18 protein-coding genes and 2 pseudogenes are annotated in these 17267 nt (G+C 68.1%); 15 read left to right on the top strand and 5 right to left on the bottom strand.

Annotated features, from left to right (window positions below):
• Nucleotides 1-338 precede the first annotated feature (338 nt).
• A pseudogene (locus ACFZDJ_RS51095) lies at nt 339-566 on the bottom strand (DUF2809 domain-containing protein); the annotation flags it as partial.
• Between the two features lie 46 nt (nt 567-612).
• On the opposite strand from ACFZDJ_RS51095, the gene ACFZDJ_RS51090 reads away from it, so the two are divergent.
• Both ACFZDJ_RS51090 and ACFZDJ_RS51085 read left to right on the top strand, forming a co-directional pair.
• Entirely contained in the window at nt 613-1269 is a 657-nt protein-coding gene (locus tag ACFZDJ_RS51090; RefSeq protein ID WP_391069849.1) for a hypothetical protein, read from the top strand.
• 128 nt (nt 1270-1397) lie between these two features.
• Nucleotides 1398-2378 carry a CHAT domain-containing protein gene (locus ACFZDJ_RS51085; RefSeq protein WP_391069847.1) on the top strand — a complete coding sequence of 327 codons (981 nt, stop codon included), beginning with the start codon at nt 1398-1400 and terminating at the stop codon, nt 2376-2378.
• A gap of 71 nt (nt 2379-2449) precedes the next feature.
• Here the strand turns inward: ACFZDJ_RS51085 and ACFZDJ_RS51080 are convergent, their stop codons facing one another.
• Nucleotides 2450-2812 carry an Imm21 family immunity protein gene (locus ACFZDJ_RS51080; protein WP_391069845.1) on the bottom strand — a complete coding sequence of 121 codons (363 nt, stop codon included), beginning with the start codon at nt 2810-2812 and terminating at the stop codon, nt 2450-2452.
• An 826-nt stretch (nt 2813-3638) separates the two neighbouring features.
• Nucleotides 3639-4148, bottom strand: a complete 510-nt coding sequence (locus ACFZDJ_RS51075; protein ID WP_391069917.1) for a MarR family transcriptional regulator — start codon at nt 4146-4148, stop codon at nt 3639-3641.
• 103 nt (nt 4149-4251) lie between these two features.
• Here ACFZDJ_RS51075 and ACFZDJ_RS51070 point away from each other — a divergent pair, with 103 nt between their 5' ends.
• The 7 genes from ACFZDJ_RS51070 to ACFZDJ_RS51040 all read left to right on the top strand — a co-directional run bounded on the left by ACFZDJ_RS51070 (nt 4252) and on the right by ACFZDJ_RS51040 (nt 12705).
• On the top strand, nt 4252-5730 hold the full coding sequence (locus ACFZDJ_RS51070; protein WP_391069843.1) for an MFS transporter: 1479 nt from the start codon (nt 4252-4254) through the stop codon (nt 5728-5730).
• 132 nt (nt 5731-5862) lie between these two features.
• Nucleotides 5863-7290 carry a cytochrome ubiquinol oxidase subunit I gene (locus ACFZDJ_RS51065; protein WP_391069841.1) on the top strand — a complete coding sequence of 476 codons (1428 nt, stop codon included), beginning with the start codon at nt 5863-5865 and terminating at the stop codon, nt 7288-7290.
• The gene (locus ACFZDJ_RS51060) at nt 7287-8333 is read left to right on the top strand and encodes a cytochrome d ubiquinol oxidase subunit II (RefSeq protein WP_391069839.1); all 1047 of its coding nucleotides are present in this window, start codon (nt 7287-7289) and stop codon (nt 8331-8333) included. The genes ACFZDJ_RS51065 and ACFZDJ_RS51060 overlap by 4 nt, the downstream gene beginning before the upstream one ends.
• Complete coding sequence (locus tag ACFZDJ_RS51055) at nt 8330-8575, top strand: hypothetical protein (protein ID WP_391069837.1); 246 nt, start codon at nt 8330-8332, stop codon at nt 8573-8575. The genes ACFZDJ_RS51060 and ACFZDJ_RS51055 overlap by 4 nt, the downstream gene beginning before the upstream one ends.
• Nucleotides 8562-10289, top strand: a complete 1728-nt coding sequence (locus ACFZDJ_RS51050; protein WP_391069835.1) for an ATP-binding cassette domain-containing protein — start codon at nt 8562-8564, stop codon at nt 10287-10289. Before ACFZDJ_RS51055 ends, ACFZDJ_RS51050 begins: the two co-directional genes overlap by 14 nt.
• Entirely contained in the window at nt 10286-11866 is a 1581-nt protein-coding gene (locus ACFZDJ_RS51045) for an ATP-binding cassette domain-containing protein (protein ID WP_391069834.1), read from the top strand. The genes ACFZDJ_RS51050 and ACFZDJ_RS51045 overlap by 4 nt, the downstream gene beginning before the upstream one ends.
• Nucleotides 11867-11976: 110 nt before the next feature.
• Nucleotides 11977-12705 (top strand): sigma-70 family RNA polymerase sigma factor, encoded by a 729-nt coding sequence (locus ACFZDJ_RS51040; RefSeq protein WP_391069832.1) that lies wholly within the window; start codon nt 11977-11979, stop codon nt 12703-12705.
• A gap of 64 nt (nt 12706-12769) precedes the next feature.
• Here the strand turns inward: ACFZDJ_RS51040 and ACFZDJ_RS51035 are convergent.
• Nucleotides 12770-12879: pseudogene (locus tag ACFZDJ_RS51035) on the bottom strand (cobalt ECF transporter T component CbiQ); the annotation flags it as partial.
• Nucleotides 12880-13150: 271 nt separating this feature from the next.
• Between ACFZDJ_RS51035 and ACFZDJ_RS51030 the strand changes: the two are divergent.
• From ACFZDJ_RS51030 to ACFZDJ_RS51020, 3 genes are all read left to right on the top strand, one after another.
• The gene (locus tag ACFZDJ_RS51030) at nt 13151-13327 is read left to right on the top strand and encodes a hypothetical protein (RefSeq protein WP_391069830.1); all 177 of its coding nucleotides are present in this window, start codon (nt 13151-13153) and stop codon (nt 13325-13327) included.
• Between the two features lie 4 nt (nt 13328-13331).
• Nucleotides 13332-13499 carry a hypothetical protein gene (locus ACFZDJ_RS51025; RefSeq protein ID WP_391069828.1) on the top strand — a complete coding sequence of 56 codons (168 nt, stop codon included), beginning with the start codon at nt 13332-13334 and terminating at the stop codon, nt 13497-13499.
• Between the two features lie 706 nt (nt 13500-14205).
• Nucleotides 14206-14427 (top strand): hypothetical protein, encoded by a 222-nt coding sequence (locus tag ACFZDJ_RS51020; RefSeq protein WP_391069826.1) that lies wholly within the window; start codon nt 14206-14208, stop codon nt 14425-14427.
• A gap of 775 nt (nt 14428-15202) precedes the next feature.
• On the opposite strand, the gene ACFZDJ_RS51015 is transcribed toward ACFZDJ_RS51020, so the two are convergent.
• Nucleotides 15203-16165, bottom strand: coding sequence for a hypothetical protein (locus tag ACFZDJ_RS51015; RefSeq protein WP_391069824.1), 963 nt, complete (start codon nt 16163-16165; stop codon nt 15203-15205).
• Nucleotides 16166-16224: 59 nt separating this feature from the next.
• Here ACFZDJ_RS51015 and ACFZDJ_RS51010 point away from each other — a divergent pair, with 59 nt between their 5' ends.
• The 3 genes from ACFZDJ_RS51010 to ACFZDJ_RS51000 form a co-directional block, all read left to right on the top strand.
• Nucleotides 16225-16755 (top strand): cupin domain-containing protein, encoded by a 531-nt coding sequence (locus ACFZDJ_RS51010; RefSeq protein WP_391069822.1) that lies wholly within the window; start codon nt 16225-16227, stop codon nt 16753-16755.
• Between the two features lie 148 nt (nt 16756-16903).
• Nucleotides 16904-17050, top strand: coding sequence for a hypothetical protein (locus ACFZDJ_RS51005; protein ID WP_391069926.1), 147 nt, complete (start codon nt 16904-16906; stop codon nt 17048-17050).
• A gap of 49 nt (nt 17051-17099) precedes the next feature.
• On the top strand, nt 17100-17267 hold a 168-nt coding region (locus tag ACFZDJ_RS51000), incomplete at its 3' end, for a transposase (protein WP_391069915.1).

The following is a 17267-nucleotide window of genomic DNA, read 5'->3' as shown; positions in this document are numbered from 1 at the left end:
ACAAAAATCCAGGTGTCGAGCAGGGGTCGGGACGGCGCAGGCGTGTCGACGCCGACGGTGTCTCCGGGCCGGTTCGTTGTCCCATGTGCTTGTTGCGCGGGTATGGGGCTGCCATCCGCAGCGTGGCCGGTCGAGTACCGGGTTGACAGTTGAGGTGGTGCAGATACCGGCATGTCTGGTGCGCAGACCGGGGTAGGACGACGCCGATTGCTGCCTGCGCTGTGGAGGGACTGTCACCTTCGTGCCGCTCGATCCTCGATGTTGGAGCTACCCCCGCGTGTGCGGGGCCGACGACGCCAAGAACCGCAAGCACTGGTCCGCGAACCCTGGCAGCGGCGCTATGTGCGCCGTTTCGCTGGTTGACCTCGGCCTGCGGCGCGGAGGAACCAGCCAAGTGCGGCTCCGACGGCGTACCAGAACAGGTCGGGCGTTTGGAAAGTGGAGCCCAGAACGAGGCGGGCGACGACGCTCCGCCGGGACAGCTCCGCGGGCACCCCGCTGAGCTGGAGGAACTCGACCGCCCAGCTGATCCCCAGCGCGACCCCGGCAGCCGTCTGGGGCCGGGCCTCGGTCACCGCACTGGCCGCGTGCCTTGCGTCAGGCGGAGACACAGTGGGCCGCGAGGACCTCCCGCCCTCGCCTGACGAGCGTGATCCGCTCCTGGCCGGGCAGAAGCATGACTCCCGGTTCCGCTTCACCGCCTACACGATGTTCCGCGCAGCCCAACAGCGCGTAGTACGCGGCGCCTTTCCCACAGACCCTGAGGTTCAGACGCTCCTGGAGCAGGCCGTCGGCATCATGGAAGTGGGACGCGCCACCACGCTACGAGCCGCCTCCGGAGCCGACGTGCGCGAATTGCAACGCCTCCGCACCGTCGACCCCTCACTGGCCGAGGCATATCTGTCGGCCTTCGACAGGGCACGCAGCGCGGCACATGCCGATGCCGTCCTGTTCAGCCAGGGGTACCGCGTGGGCAGCACACCCCGCGCGGCCGAGCCCCCGATCGGTACACCCGTGGCCGACGCCGGGCCGCCGCTGCAGCAACTTCTGGCAACCATCCGAAGTCTGCCTGGCCTTTCTGATTTCGCCCAGGGGCAACAGCCGTCCCTGCCCGAGCTCAGGGCGGCACTCAAGCCGGGTCAAGCCGTCATCTACCTCATCGCACCCCGGTCGGCTGCTGCGTCCTGGTCGTCACGCCGAATCCGCATCCTGCCCCGGTCATGGCTGTCGGTCTCCCATCCGTCAACGGCGGCCGACTCTTCACGCTGACTTTCGGATTTGGGACGCGTGAGGACGGCAGCATCGACGGCCTCACGCCGGGAAAACCACGGCTCGGTGAAGCTCTCTTGGTCGGGTCAGCCTTTAGCCCCCTGCGATACCGACGTGTGCTGCGCAAAGTGCTCGCCGAGATCGGCACCACCATCGCCCAGCCTCTCGCGCAGGCCCTCACGGACGTCGGCATCACCAACGCCGTCTTCGTACCGTGCGGTCTTCTGCCAATCTTCGCTTGGCATGCCGCAACCTGGCGCGAACAGAGCACGACCATATGCCTGTCTGACGTGCTCGACACCCTTTCCTATGCCCCGTCGGCCGGCGCATGGCTGGCTGCGCGCATGCGGGCCGCACGTCTCGCTGAGAGGCCCGCGTTCCTGGGCGGCCTCGCGAACCCCAGTCACTCACAGCTTCCGCTGCCCGCAGCGGAAGCCGAGCTGCGTCACATCGCTACCCGCTTTCCTGCGGAGCACGGTGCGGTTGCCTACAGGGGCGAGGCCACCGGCCGGTTCCTGCTCGGCCAACTTCCTCATGCAACTCATCTACATTTGGGCTGTCACGGCACCATGCGCTACGACTCGGTGGACGGGGCGTCTTTGGCACTGGCGGACGCTGAGCAGCTGGACATCGCCAGGATCCGCCGCCTCGCGGGAGACGGCCTGCGGTTGGTGGTGGTCGCCGCGTGTGTGTCCGGCGCCGTGAACGTGTTCCTGCAACCTGAGGAGTCGCATGCGTTGACTATCGGTTACATGCACGCCGGAGCAGCGGGCGTGCTCGGTACCCTGTGGTCGATCCAGGACTTCCCGAGCGCTTTGTTCATCACCCAGTTCTACGAAGAGCTCACCGCACAGCCGGGCGTCGAACCTGCTCTCGCTTGGGCCCGAACCCAGCAGTGGATGCGCAGCCTCACCGTAACCGAACGCCGCCAGTACGTGGCCCAGCGTCCCGCCCTGGCCGCTTTCGATGGGTGGAAGCGCCTGAGGGGTTCATCCCTGCGGGCGGCCGAACGCCGCCGTGCAGGTCTTCCCTCCCTGCGGTCAACCCTGCGCAGAGGCCCGTTCACGGCACCTGAATTTTGGGCGGCGTTCGTGCTGAACGGCTGCTGACGGACGCCCCTTCGCCGGTTGACTGGCCAGCGTCGGGCACTGGCGCGACACTTGAACCGCCGCGTTGCCCATCAGGCCACCGCAACGAGCTGGACCAGGCAAAACGTGGTGCGCGGTCTGGGCGTCACCTGCGCGGCTTGCACCTGGTAACGTCCCGCTGCGATCTCGACCCGCAAGCGTTCGTCCTCATACGCCCCGTCCCCCGGACAGGCTGAGTCGAGCAGCACCGGATCGAAGCCAAGCACCAAGGCACGCGACTGCCCCACGGCAATCAGGCCCACATGGCCGTCGACATCACACGCTCTGTCGTAATCCTCCCAGTCATCCCCGCCAGCTCCCCTCCACGCGGACAGTGACGCCTCGGGAATAACGATCAGAGGCCCACCACCGGACTCGATCCACTCAACGGCCCCCGGATCTGCGTATCGCACCATGCCGCGACGCTACAAGGCACTACTGACAGCCTCGTTGACACAACTCAGGCCTCCATTGCGAGACCAAACAGAACTAACAGGACCAAACGCAACGGCCTCCCTCGGCATCCGGACGTCCACCAGAAGCCGCTCACCGACTGTCGAACCGTTCGCGCCCGTGGTTCCTCTGGTGGCCACGGGCGTATTCCGCAGGATCATCGACAGTGTCCATCCCCTCGCCGACATCGTGGCCGCGCACACCCTGCGAACAGAGCCGCTCCCGCCGCCAGTACGGGTAAGCCTGGCCCCTTCCACGCGTGCGCGATGCGTGAGCGGACTGTCCGGCACGGGCCGTCATGAGCCAGATGCGGTATGAAGCCGCGTGGTACTGACCAGGGGAATCAGCAGCACGCGGCAGCACTGCACGCCCGGGCCTCTCAAGGCATCCGTTCGGCGCCCGCGAGACCGCCACCACCGCAAACATCAGAACCACGCACCGCCCTATAGCGAGGCGATCATCACCGGGCTGAGCCAAGGTGTCACGGTCTCCTACTCGAATATCCCGACCGAGCGCCAGCCCCTTCGGAACGTCCTTAAGAACGAATTAGATTCTCCCCAGGAGAGGCCCGCGGCCAGGGCGCGTGTGACGTGATGTGCAGGCTCGTCTGATGGGTGGCGGGAGTCACGATCAGTGACTTCTGTTGCGGATCACGACAGTTAGGCCGCGGGCGTCGGCCGCGATGACTGCTGCTGGAGTGGCCGACTGCCTGCGAGGTCATCGCAGATGTCGACCACTCTGTCGCACGCGACGCCCTCCGGGCCCGGTTGCGGCGCGGATGTCAGAAGGTCAGGTTTCCGCTGCCGGACGTGTGGCGCGGTTCCGCGGACGCATCCTGGCCAGCCCGGTTTCCACGGCGGTGAGCAGGGTGAGGGCCGCGTCGAGGTGTTCGGTGTCGTGGTCGGCGGCCTCGGAGACGGCTGCGGCCCATTCCTGGCGGACGAGGGCGTAGTTGGCGCGCCCGCGTTCGGTGGTGTGGACGGTCACACCGCGGCCGTCGCCCGGGTCGGCGCGTCGCTCGACAAGGCCCTTGCGCTCCAGCCCGCCCAGGATGGTGGAGAGATTGGTGCGCTGCAGCCCGGTCGCGTCGGCGATGCGGCTGGGCGGGGCGGCGGGCTCGCGCTGCAGGTAGCGCATCACCATGCCCTCGGACGGGGACAGCGGAACGGCCCGCTCGTCGGTGTAGCCGCGGAACTGGATCTCGCGGCTGATGATCAGCACGAGGTCGGCCAGCTCGGCCCACCGCTGCTCGTGGCCCGGTCCTGCTGTCGGGCCTGTCTGATGCGCTTGGTCCTCCATCACGGCTCCAGGGTACGGGGTTGCCAGGAAGTAGTTATAGACACATACTCCTTATGTGCTCATAGTTATGAGCACATAACATCCGCGCTCTCTGGGAGCTGCCATGACGACAACCACTTCCTCCCGGCATGCCGGGGCGACAGCACTCTCGCCCCATGCCACGGCCCGCGCCGGCGGCCTGCACCCTGTGGGGGTGTTCATCCTGCTGGCCGGCGCGTTCCTGCCGATCATGGACTTCTTCATCACCAACGTGGCCCTGCCCAGCATTGACGCCTCGCTGCACGCCTCCGCGTCGTCCCTCGAGCTGGTGATCGCCGGGTACGGCGTCGCGTACGCGACCCTGCTGGTCCTCGGAGGCCGGCTGGGGGACCGCTACGGCCGCCGCCGCATCTTCCTCGGGGCACTTGTGGGCTTCGTCCTGGCCTCCTTGGCCTGCGGTGTCGCCCCGAGCGTGGGCGCGCTGATCGCGGCCCGCATCGTCCAGGGCGCCACCGCCGCCCTGCTCATCCCGCAGGTACTGGCGACCTTCCACCATGTCCTCGAAGGAGAGCGCAAGGCCCGCGCCGTGGCCCTGTACGGGGCGACCTCCGGCATCGCCGCCGTGGTCGGGCAGCTGGTGGGCGGCCTGCTGGTCAGCGCCGACATCGCCGGCACTTCCTGGCGGCCGATCTTCCTGGTCAACGTGCCCATCGGCGTGGTCGTGCTGATCGTGGCGGCCCGCATCGTGCCGGACACCCGCTCGCACCACCCGGTCGGCATCGACCTGCCCGGCACCGTCCTGTTCGCCGCCACCCTGACCGCCCTGCTCGTCCCGCTGACCGAGGGACACTCCCTGGGCTGGCCGTGGTGGACCTGGCTGCTGCTCGCCGTCGCGGTCGTCCTGGGCGCCGCCACCTACGTCGTGGAGAAGCGCACCGAGCAGCGCGGTGAGGTCCCGCTGCTGCCGCCGTCCCTGCTGCGCCTGCCGTCGATGTCCCGCGGCCTGGCCATGGTGTTCGCCTTCAGCATCGGCTTCGGCGCGTTCATGTTCGTCTTCGCCCTCACCGTCCAGAACGGCCTGCACGCCGACGCCCTGCACAGCGGCCTGGCGATCCTGCCCATGGCCCTGCTCTTCTTCGCCGGTTCACTGGTCGCGCCCCGCGTGATCACACGGTTCGGCCGGGCGGCACTGACTGCCGGAGCTGTCGTCCAACTCGCCGGACTGGTCTCGCTGGTGACGGTCCTGCTCGGGAACTGGCCGCACGTCAGCCTGTGGGCGATGGCCGTTCCGCTGGCCCTGGTCGGCGCCGGACAGTCGATGCTGTTCGCCGGACTGTTCCGCAGCGTGCTCGCCGACGTCCCCACCCACCTCGGCGGCATCGGCAGCGGCGTGCTGATCACCCTGCAGCAGAGCGGTCTCGCCCTTGGCGTGGCCACCCTCGGCACCCTCTACCTGACCATGGCGCCGCACAACGTCGCCCACGCGTTCGCCGGCGTCGAGTACGTGCAGATGGGCATCGTCGCCCTGCTCGCGGTCGGCGCTGCCGCCCTGCCGCGCTTCACCAAGGCCGCGTCGGCCGCCACTCCGGTCGTCGACGCCTGAACCCGCCGCCCCGCGAGCGTGGACGCCTGAACCCGCCGCCCCGCGAGCGTGGACGCGGACGCACCCATGCCCACCACCGCACATGCGTGAGCCCGCACCCGCCCCCGGGGCGCTGCGCGAAAGGAAGCAGCGATGAGTCTCCTGGACCTGTCGCGATGGCAGTTCGCCATCACCGTCATGTTCCACATGACCTTTCCGGCGATCACCGTCGGACTCTCGATCTTCCTGTCGGTCGTCTACGGCCTGTACTGGCGTACCGGCAGGGCGGTCTACCTGCAGATGTTCCGGTTCTGGCGGCGCATCTTCGCCGTCGGCTTCGCGATCGGCGTGGTCGCCGGAGCCGTCATCACGTTCCAGATGGGTCTCAACTGGGGCGTGTACGGAGCGAAGACGGGACCGATCATCGGGCCGATCATCGGCATGGAGGTCGTGACGGCCTTCTTCGTCGAGGCCGGCTTCATCGGCGTCCTGCTCTACGGCGACGGCCGCGTTCGCAAGGGCACGATGTTCGTGTCCACCGTGATGGTGTCGGTGGGCACCGTCCTGTCATCCACGTGGATCATCGCGGCGAACTCGTGGATGCAGACGCCCGCCGGATTCAAGGTCGTCCACGGCCGGTTCGAGCCCACGGACTGGATGCGTGTCATCTTCAACCCGTCGTTCATCTGGCGCTGGCCGCACATGTTGGCCGCCGTGCTGATCTCGGCGAGCTTCTTCGTCGCCGGGATCTCGGCCTGGTACCTGGTCAAGGGGCGCGCGAAGGGCTTCGCCCGCCGCTCGATGTCGATCGCGCTCGGGATCGCCGCGCTGCTGATGCCCGTCCAGCTCTACCTCGGTGACAGCGTGGCCGGGCATGAACTGCCCCATCAGCTTTCGAAGTTGGAGGCGATCGAAGGTAACTGGGACAACGGTGACACCGGCTTCGTCCTGTTCTCCATCCCGGACCAGCAAGCCGCGCGGAACATCGCCGAGCTCGACATTCCCTGCCTCGGCAGCTACATCGCCAAGGACCTGACCTGCAAGACGGCCATGCCCGGCCTCAAGCTCACCCCGGCAGCCGACCGGCCGGACATGGCCGCGACCTTCTGGGGCTTCCGCGTCATGTTCCTGGCAGCCGTGCTGATGTTCGGCACGGCGTTCGCCGCCACGATCCTGCGCATGCGCAACCGCCTGTGGACCGCGCGCCGCTTCCACCGGTTCGTCCTCTGGACGACACCGGTGGGGATCCTGGCCATCCTCGGGGGCTGGGTCACCGCCGAAGCGGGACGGCAACCGTGGATCGTGTTCGGGCAACTGCGCACCTCGGCCGCAGTGTCCCAGCTGGCCCCCGGCGAAGTCCTGTTCTCCGTGATCGGCTTCTCCGCGCTCTACCTGATCATGCTCGTGGCCTACGTCACCTACATCGTCCGCACCATGCGCATCGGCCCGGAACGTGACGATCCCGGGCAGGAACCTCCACCGGAGGACCTGCCGGACACGGGACGGAGCCGATCCGCCGAGGACATCGCGCCCCAGGAGCCTCCCGTACCGCTCGGCTCCCGGGAGGTGGCGGCGCGATGACCACCACCCTCTGGTCGGCGACCATACTCATCTGTCTCCTGATGTACGTCGTGCTGGACGGCTATGACCTCGGCGTTGGCGTGGCCACCCTCCTCGAACGCGACCCCGCACACCGGCGGCACATGCTGGAGTCCGTCGCGGTGGGCTGGGACGGCAACGAGACCTGGCTCATCCTGCTCGGCGTCGCGCTCTGGGCCGGCTTCCCCCTGGCCTTCGGCACGATCCTGCCGCACGCCTACCTGCCGTTGACCGTGGTGCTCTTCTCCCTCATCGTGCGCGGCGTGAGTGTCGAGATGGCGTCCCAGGCGCCGCCGGCTCCCCGCTGGACCACCGCCTTCGGCGTGGCGTCGCTGCTGGCTTCGTTCGGGCAGGGCTTTGCCCTGGGGACGCTGACCTCGGCAGTACATCTGCGAGGTGACGTGTACACCGGGTCGGCCTTCGGGGCCTTCAGCTGGTTCTGCGTGCTGTCGGGGCTCACTGTCACGGTCGCGTACACCGCTCTCGGCTACGCCTACAGCAAGTACAAGTCGTCTGGACGGCTGCGCGAGTCGGCGGCACGACGGGGTGCGGTCGCCACGGCGGTCGCAGGAGCGCTGCTGGTCGTCGTCCTCGTCACTGTCGACATGACCGCGGCACCGCTGAACCTCGACAGCCCGGGGCGCGCCTTGGCGTTCGCCGGGCTGCTGCTGTTCGCCGCCGGGGGAGCGGCCGCCTCGCTCGTCACGTTCCCGTGGAAGCGGCAGTCCCGGGCGGCGGACACGCTGCCGCTCGGCGGGCTCGTGATCGCCACGGCGTCCGTGTTCCTCGCACTGGGCGTGGCCCGCTACCCGGTACTCGTACCCGCGGGTCTCACCGTCGACAGCGCGGCCGGCCCGCACTCCACGATGGTCTTCATCCTCGTGGGCATCGGCCTGAACCTGCCGCTGGTGCTGGCCTACAACGTGTTCGCCCACCGGGCCTTCGCAGGAAAGTTCCCCACCGAACTCCCGGTCGACGAACCCCCGGCACCCCAAAGTCCCCTGGCCACAGGAGCACGCTCATGACCACCCGAGACACAGGCCACGAGTCGTCGCTGCCCATGCCGTTCCGTGTCGTGCTGCGCCTGCTCGCCGTGGTCGTCTGGACCGTGCTGGGCCTGCTCGCCTACTTCGTCTGCCAGGGGATGTTCGGTGGCTACCGGCAGATCCACTCGCAGCTGCTGACCACCCTGGGCATGATCGCCATCGCTCTGACCGGTGGCATCGTGTGGATCGTCGACGAGCGGCGCCCTCATGACGACGAATGAGATGTACGAGACGAGTGAGCCGGGCACGGCCGGGAAGCGGCGGGACGACGATGCATGGCTCATCGCATGCGCCGCGCCGGGGCGGCACTGGTTCGGCCTGTCGGGCACCTTTCAGACACTGGAGACGCTGTTCACGATCACCCGCTGGGGCGCCCTGGCATGGACGGCCCAGGCGGTGATGGACCGGGCCACGGCGCACGAGACGTGGGGCCTCGTGGCCTTCGCCGTCACGAGCGTGCTGGCGCTGTGCGCCGGCTGGACGGCCGGTACGCTCGCCGATCGGGGCGCACGTGCCGTCGCGACCGGCCTGCGGCAGCAGTTGACGGGGGCTCTGTTGCCGACCGCCGGGCGGATCAGCGAGACGGGCCCGGCCGAGGCCGCGTGGGCGATGGTCGATCTGGCCGAAGACGTCGCCAACTTCCACGCGCAGGCCGCGCCCCTGCGCCGGTCGGCACCGCTGTCCATGGTCGCTGTACTGGCGGTCACGGCCGCGGTGCACTGGCCGGCTGCCATCGTGCTCGTCCTGACCACGGCGCTGCTGCCCCTCAACATGCGCCTGGCGGGACTGTTCGCCCAGCATGGCGCGGACCGGCAGTCGGCCGCGACCCGTCACCTGAACGCCGTCGTGCTCGACAGCTTCCGCGGCATGCGGACGCTGCGCGAGCTCGGCGCGGTCGGCCGGCGCGGTCGAACCCTGACCGCGGCAGCCGAGCGGCTGAACAAGGCGACGATGAGCGTGCTTCGGCGCGCCTTCCTGTCCGGGATGATCATGGACGTCGTCATCACGTTCTCCATAGCGGTGAACGCCACGTACATCGGCCTGTCGCTGCTCGGCTACGTGCAGGTGCCGCACGCACCACGGCTCGCCCTGTTCACCGGACTGCTGGTGCTGCTCGTGTGTCCGATGTACTTCGCTCCGATGCGCGCCAGGGCCTCCGCCTTCCATCAGCGGGAACGCGCCATGCTCGCGGCCGGCGTCATTGGTGACATCGTGAAGGACACCCCCGCCGAGGTGATCCGGGCGGCCGGTCCGCAGCTGACCGAGCCGATCGGTGTGTCGCTGACAGCAGTCCGGTTCCGCCATGGCGGCGCCGACCACGACACCATCAATGCCGACGCCGATTTCGCACCGGGCACCTGGACCGCGATCACCGGTGCCTCCGGTTCCGGAAAGAGCACGCTGTTGTCGTTGATTGCCGGTTTGCGTCGGCCGTCGGCCGGAGCGGTCCGGTGGCAGACCTCGTCCGTACGGCAGGCGCCGGCACTCGGCGGATCCGCCTGGGTCGGACAGCAGACGGTGCTGCTCGACGCGACCGTGCGCGACAACATCCGCCTCGGCCGTCCGGAGGCCACCGAGCAGCAGATCCGGCGGGCCGTCGACGCCGCCGGGCTGAGCACCGTGATCGAGGGCCTCCCCGAGGGACTGAACACCCGGCTCGGTGAGGGCGGCCTGGGTGTGTCGTCCGGCGAAGCCCGCCGGATCGCCATCGCACGTGCCTTCCTGCGCGGAGCCCGGCTCTGGCTGCTCGACGAGCCGACCGCCCACCTCGACGCGGACAGCGAACGCGAGGTCGTCGAGGCCCTGCGGCGAGCCACCGACGGCTGCACCGTCATCGTGGCCACCCACTCCTTCCCGCTGGCCGCCGCGGCCGACACCGTGCTCGCGATCGACGACGGCCTCCTGCACGACGCGAGGCCGGTGAACGCGCGATGAGCAGCAGCCGTCGCCCGATCGTCCGTGGTCGGCGGGCGCGTTCCCTTGCGGCAGGCGGGCTGGTGCTCGCGGTCGTCGCCGAACTGGCCTCCGCCGGACTGCTCGGTCTGTCGGGCTGGTTCATCAGTGCCTGCGCCGTCGCCGGGGCGGCCACCTTCAGCTCCTTCTCCTACATCGCCCCCAGCGGTGGTGTGCGTGCCTTCGCCATGGCCCGCGTCGCCGGGAACTACAGCAAGCGTCTGGTGCTGCACGCGGCCGCCCTGCGCCGGGTCGCCACCGCTCGGGCCGGTCTCTTCGACCGTGCCGCGGCCACCGACCGGGCACAGATGGACGGCCTGTGGTCGGGTGAACTGCTCGACCACAGCATGGCCGACGCCGATAGCGCCGGGATGGCACTGATCGAGTGCACAACCCCTGTCGCCGTCACCGCCGCGCTGACCGTCGGTGCCGTCCTCGCCGTCGCGGCGTCCACGTCCATCGTGCCGGCAGCCGTACTCGCGGCCGGCGTCGTCCTCATGGCGGTGATCGCCCATCGTACGCCCGGCACCGCCCGCGAAGCCGAGCAGTACACCCGCAAGGCGCTGCGCGCCGAACTCGTCACCGCCGTCGACGCATGGACGGAGCTGGCATCGCTCGGCGCCGCCGAGCAGCTCGCGGCGCGTACGACGACGAGGTTCACCCGACTCGACACCGCACGGGAAGCGGCCGGTCAGCGCAGGCACCGGACCACGCTGACCGTCGGCCTGATCGGCACGGCCACTCTGACCGCCACGGCTGCCACCGGCAGCGCACCGGATGCCGCCACGTTCGTGTTCGTCGCCCTGCTGTCTCTCGGCGTGCTGACCCAGGCCGAGCAGCTGGCGAACGCCGCCGAAGCCCGAGCCACCGCGAAGGCCGCACACCGCGGGCTCACGACAAGCGTGCCGCTCACCGCGAGCGACACCACCGTTCCGGAGATGCGGTCATGGTCCACCGAGCAGGGCATCGGCTTCGCCGACTACCTCCTTCCGCCGATGGCCCTCCGGCCGGGGCGCGTCCTCGGTGTCACCGTCGCCCGAGGCGCGACCCTTGTCGTCACCGGCCGCTCCGGCAGTGGCAAGAGCACCCTGCTCCGAGCCCTCGCCTCGTCGCTGCGGCAAGCAACCGAAGGCCGCGACGGCCGGCCCGCCGTCGTGGCCGTTGCCGCCGACGACTACCTCTTCAGCGGCACACTCGGATCCAACTGGCGCCTCGCCGACGCCGCCTTGACCGACGACGAGATCGACGAACTCCTCGCCGAACTGTGGCTGAACGACAGCGGACTGGCCGCCAGAACTTCCGTCGGCCCCGGCGGGAGGCAGCTCTCAGGTGGTGAGCTCCGCCGGGTCTACCTGGGCCGGGCCCTGGCCCGCCACCCGCACGTCCTGATCGTCGACGAACCGACCACGGGCCTGGACGACCGAACCGCCCGACACGTACTCGGCATCCTCAAGAACCTGCCCGACACCACCGTCGTCATCGCCCTGCACGACGTACCTGCGTGTCTCGAGTCGGCCGGACACGTGACGCAGCTGCCGCTCGATCACAGGGGACCGTAAATCCTCCGGTGCGGCCGACTGCTCGCGAAGACGGGCAGATGAGCCGCAGACGAGAGCTCCCTTGATCGACGGCTGAAGCCAGGCCGTCGCCGTATCTCTGAGGAGGCACCATGACCACAACACAACCCCACTCCGCAGTCGCCCAGGGCACGGCGGTCGATCCCGTGGCGAGCAGGACGACGACGGAACGCACTGGTGACGACGACCGGCCGTTGACCGCCAGCGACGTGCTCGGCGGTCCCGGTAGCGGACGGCAGGACGCGACGCAGTCCGAGGCGGAGCTCCAGGCCCGCTTCGAACCGGCCCTGATGTTTCTCGACCGGCTCTACTCGGCCGCCCTGCGCATGACCGACCGTCCGGCCGACGCCGAGGACCTCGTCCAGGAGACTTACGCCAGGGCCTACGCCTCGTTCCACCAGTTCCGTGAGGGCACGAACCTCAAGGCATGGCTGTACCGCATCCTCACGACCACCTTCCTCAACTCCCGCCGCAGCCGACGGCGCCGGCCGCAGTACGACGGCACGGCGGAGGTGGAGGACTGGCAGCTGGCCCGTGCCGAGTCGCACATGTCCACGGGCATGCGTACGGCCGAATCCGAGGCGCTCGACCACTTGCCCGACGCGGACGTCAAAGCGGCACTGCAGGCCATCCCCGAGAACTTCCGGATCGTCGTGTACCTCTTCGACGTAGAGGGCTTCACCGTTCGGGAGATCGCCGACATCATGCGGACTCCCGTCGGCACGGTGCTGTCCCGGCTGCACCGGGGGCGCCGACAGTTGCGCTCGCTGCTGGAGGGCTACGCCCGTGAGCACCGGCTCGTCCCCGTACGTCAGGCTTGAGTTGAGCAACGGGAAACGCTCAGGCTCTATGGCGACCACAAGCCGGACGGACGCAGCCCAGTGGGTACGTCACCAGGGCGACGTCCACGGCCGGCGCCGGCACCCGGCCGTCACCTGGCGGGGCAGAAGGTCGGGCAGCGGGGTCGTGAACGCGAACTGCAGGACGCCGAGGGAGCGCTGGTTATCGGTAGGTGCGGCTATTCGAACCTGCGGAGTAGACATGGCTGAGGGCGGACAAGCCTGCCCACGGGGCACACGGGCCCCTGGCTCCTATCCGCACGGTTGTGGTCTTTTCGTGAACAACTCGCCAGTGATACTTCTAGTGAGTCCCTCAGCGGGATGTGGCGGCGGCATTCAGGGGGAGATGTTGGATCCGAGTCAGGGCCCGCAAGGAGCAGGAAGCCGAGCAGGTACCTCGTCGCTCATTCTCAACTATCCAACAGCCATGCAGTTCCCGGCCATGCCGTCGCCTGAGAAGATCGTCTTTACCTACGATCCCGACGAGTTCGAGAAGTTCGTCGAGGAGTGGGTTCCCGCACTGGACAGCCTGTACGTGCGGGTGGAGCGCCAGGGTGGTGCTGGCGACCACGGCATCGACGTGGCCGCATTCCTCACTCGCTGACCGCTTGCAGATCATCGTGACGGACAACGACTCGCCTCCCATCGACGGCATCCACCGCGCCCTGGACCTTTCAGACACCGATCGTCTCGTGCCAGCAGCCTCGGCGGACGAGCACCCTTCAGACAGCGCTGAAACCATCTCCATTGAGGGAGACACAAGCACCTCGATGTGAGACCAGATCGCGATCCGGCGCGTCGGACAGGTTCACAGACCGTCCGACGCGCAGGGAGCTTACGGAGCCATGATCGGTCCCCAAAGCAGCTCCTAGCCGGAGTGGTGGAGCCACTCAGGCGGACATGCGCCAGCCAGGGACGGCGCAGGCTCCCACCATGGTCAGACAGAGTTCCGCAAGGATTCCAGGTCGGTTCGCATAGCGATGGTGAGTGCGTCTCGCGCATTGTTGAATGCGTACTTGGCGGCCTCCAACTCCGCATCGTCATCGTCCTCAATGACGGCGTCTCTATACGCGGTCAACCTCCTGACGATCTCGTAAGACAGCTCGCCTAACGCTGGCGGTCCCACCAATAGGATTTGATCTCGCAACGGGTAGACCCGAAAGTCCCGAAGGGAGTTCCGCGCCATTGCAATGCGCTCGCCCCTCGGCAGCTCGCGCCATCGGCTCGCATGCCATATCTGCTCGCGCGCAGAGAGTATGGCGGCGAGGTAGTCGGCGTAGAGACTCGTGCGTCGGTCTCTCTCCCGCCGTACCTCTTCACGCTTCCAGCGGCTCCGTCCAGCCAGAAGCAACGGCGATCCCTCCGCCGATCACTGCACTCACCGGGGCAAGCCAGTCCACTCGGCGACCTTATAGCTCGACGCGCAGCTTGTCGCCAGGGCGTACGCCACCGCGGCATTACGGGGACGGGCAATCGGCTGCCGTGGGCGAGGGATCGAGACCATCGCTGATCACTGGATCCGGGCTCTCGCTCGTCGTTGAGTACGAACTCTTCCTCGCCGCCCTGCGCCGCCCCGCCCTGGCCCAGTCGCCGACAGCTCCATCACGCTCGGCCGCAGCCGTCTCCGGACTCATGGCCGGCCTGATCTTCCAGGGCCTGGCCGGCACCACCCCACCCGACCACGCCCTCCTCGCCGACGCCTGACATGTCAACGCGGACGCTGACGCCGACCTCACCCTGCCCCACAAATGACAGCGGGACGTGCGGGGCCCCGCCATCCCCTTGCAACGCGCCACTTGTCGCGCCGTCGTGCGCGATTACCCGACCTTGCGCGAGGCCCTCTTCGGGCGCCGCCCGCGTAACAGGTGGCCGACGAAAGCCCGCAAACCCGGGCAGGTGTCCCCTTCGCCCGGGACGCGAACACTTCACACACCGGCAGGCCCTGGCCGAGGCGTCCGCCGTGGCCAGATGAACCCGGCTCCTGCCATCCTCGAGCCGCTCGACCCGGATGACGGACACCCCGTCGAGGTCCAGCAGCAACGTCATATCGTTGACCAAGCCCGTGGCTCCTCGGTGATCCTTCTGCGTAGAGAACAGAAATAATCAACCAGGACCACGGGCGTCCTGCATCCAGGGTCCAACCAACCCACTAAGCACAGACCGTGACGACTGGTCAGTGTAAGAGCCGACCCGCACCGCTCAAATTCGAATACCGCGGAAACGTACGCGGGGCAACGGCGCATGGACGGCGGTGAACGATGCCGGAAAGCCGGGTGCGGGAGAACCGCCTGCCCGGTTTGAAGCGGCGGGGACTGAAAACGGAGCATCAGCCACCGCGCCAGTCCCCAACCCTACTAACAACGTCCGTTCATCGCCCAGACGTGCCCTCTGAAGCCGCCCTGTGCTCCCACGTGGGCACGCACAAAGAAACCCCGCCAGGAATTACCTGGCGGGGTTCGACCTCATCGATCTGGCGAGATCACTCTTCGTTCAAGGCAGCTCGCAGGTAGGCGATCAGATCACCGGCCGGCACCTCGACCCAGCTGGCCCCTGGCACCCCTACGCGCATGACCTCATAGAGTTCCCCGTTCACCTCGTCCACCAAAACCTGACGGCTCCTTCCGTCCATCGCATCCACGCACAGGCGCACGGCACCGTGCGAGATGGTCGGGAACATGTCCCGCAGTACCTCATCCGCACGGAGGCGGCGCAGGAGGTTCCATTGGCGCCGGTTGAAGTCGGACGACAGGAGTTCAGCCCACTGCGAAGAGGTGGGCTCTCCGCGTTCGAGCGCCCCGACGAATTCGTCGAGCTCCATGAACTCGAATCTCTCCTCCAGCTCGTCGAGCGGTATGCCTTCCCGCCATGCGGCGACCGCTTCCACAAGCAATCCAAGATCCCCCGTGGAGCCGATCTCCCAGTCGAACCCGGGAATGCCGACACTCAACCGGAAAAGGCGTTTCTCGGTCGCAGGATCGACCGACAGGAAACCCCTCGCCGTTTGGATGCTGACGACGTCGACGGCCCACGGTCCCAGCCCGGTGTCGCACCCGCGCAGCTGTGCTGCCTCTCGCATGGCTGGCCCAAGGCCACCCGAAGCAGTCACGTCCGGGTACAGGTCTTTCCGGTGGGCGTCCATATTCATCGGATTCCTTAACAGTGGTGGCAGTACCCGAATTTGCCCCCCGTCTACGGGCTTAAGTTTCCCCAACTTTGACAGATCCGGCATATCCATCGGCTTGAACTGCATGGTGCCATCGGAACGCGAATAATAGAACTTTACCGAACTCCACGCGCGTTGACCATTGGCGACGGCTCTCGCGATCAAGGACATCTCGTAGTCTGTGGAATGGCCGGCTTCACCAGCCAGCAGGCCGCGCTTGGCAGCGTCCATGAAGTCTCCAAATCGTTCCAGTCCCGTCATGTTGACGTGCAGCTCCACGTTCGGGTCGGCGATGGCCTTCCTCGCCAGCGAAGCGAAATCCTGCGCGCGCGAGGGAGATGCGCAGAGTCGTCACAGGCCACGACGAGAACGGCAGGTCGGTTGTCGTCAGCGACGGCCCCGTCCCGCGCAGCCGGGAGTTCACCAGTCTGCCGGATTGGGTGTCCCGTCTGCCGTGGGCCTCCGAACCGGGTGAGCAGGTCAGCCGGACCGGGGAGGACCCCACGCCGAAGGTCACCAGCCTGCTCCCGGCGCCCGGCGGCACACGATTCATCGTCCTGACCTTCCCGCCGGAATCCGCGATGGCCGACCCGGCGTTCGACCCCGTCGCCTTCGACCGCGAGCAGCGTGCCGACTCGCCCGGCATCGCCGACCTCATCGAGCCCGACGGCATGCACACGACGCCGACCGTGGACTACGCCATCGTGCTCGAGGGCGAGATCGTGCTCGAACTCGACGACGGCCACTGCACCCACCTTTCGGCAGGGGACATCGTGATCCAGAACGGAACCCGCCACGGCTGGCGCAACCGCAACGACCAACCGGTCACGATGGCCTTCGTCCTCGTCGGCGCGGAACGCGACGGCTGACGCAGACGACGCGGCAGCCGGTTCACGGCCCCTGGGCTTCGCCGGTCCGCCGCCGGACGAACAGGGTTGGCGCCATGCGGAGTCACGTGGATAGCGCTCCAGCCGGCGCCGATTCCGAACTCGAGCCGCCCGTCGGAATCCGGAACGAGTGCTCGCCCTCGGCGCACTGGCGCAACCGTTCATCCTGCACGCCATTCCCGAGAGCGCCGTGGGCGCCTTCGCCGAGAACTCGCTGCTCCAAGTCCTCGTCCTGGCCTGCCTGGTGGGCGCGGCCCTGCTGGGCCCTCCACCTTGATCGTGGACACCTCGAGACTGGATCTTGAGTCCAGGGAGAGGAGTCCCAGGTGGGGACCTACAAGTACTCGGCGGAGTTCCGGGCCGACGCTGTGGCGTTGGCCCGTTCGTCGGGCCGGCCCGTCTCGCGCGTTGCCGCCGAGCTGGGTGTGAACCACGAGACGCTGCGGCAGTGGATCAAGACGGCGGAGAAGGCCGAGCGGCCCGAGGCGGTTGCG

Origin of the sequence: Streptomyces sp. NPDC007896 (genome assembly GCF_042959425.1) — a bacterium.
In the GTDB taxonomy this organism is placed as follows: domain Bacteria; phylum Actinomycetota; class Actinomycetes; order Streptomycetales; family Streptomycetaceae; genus Streptomyces.
Note: the sequence above shows the minus strand (reverse complement) of the source record. Positions and strands in the feature narration are given on the sequence as shown.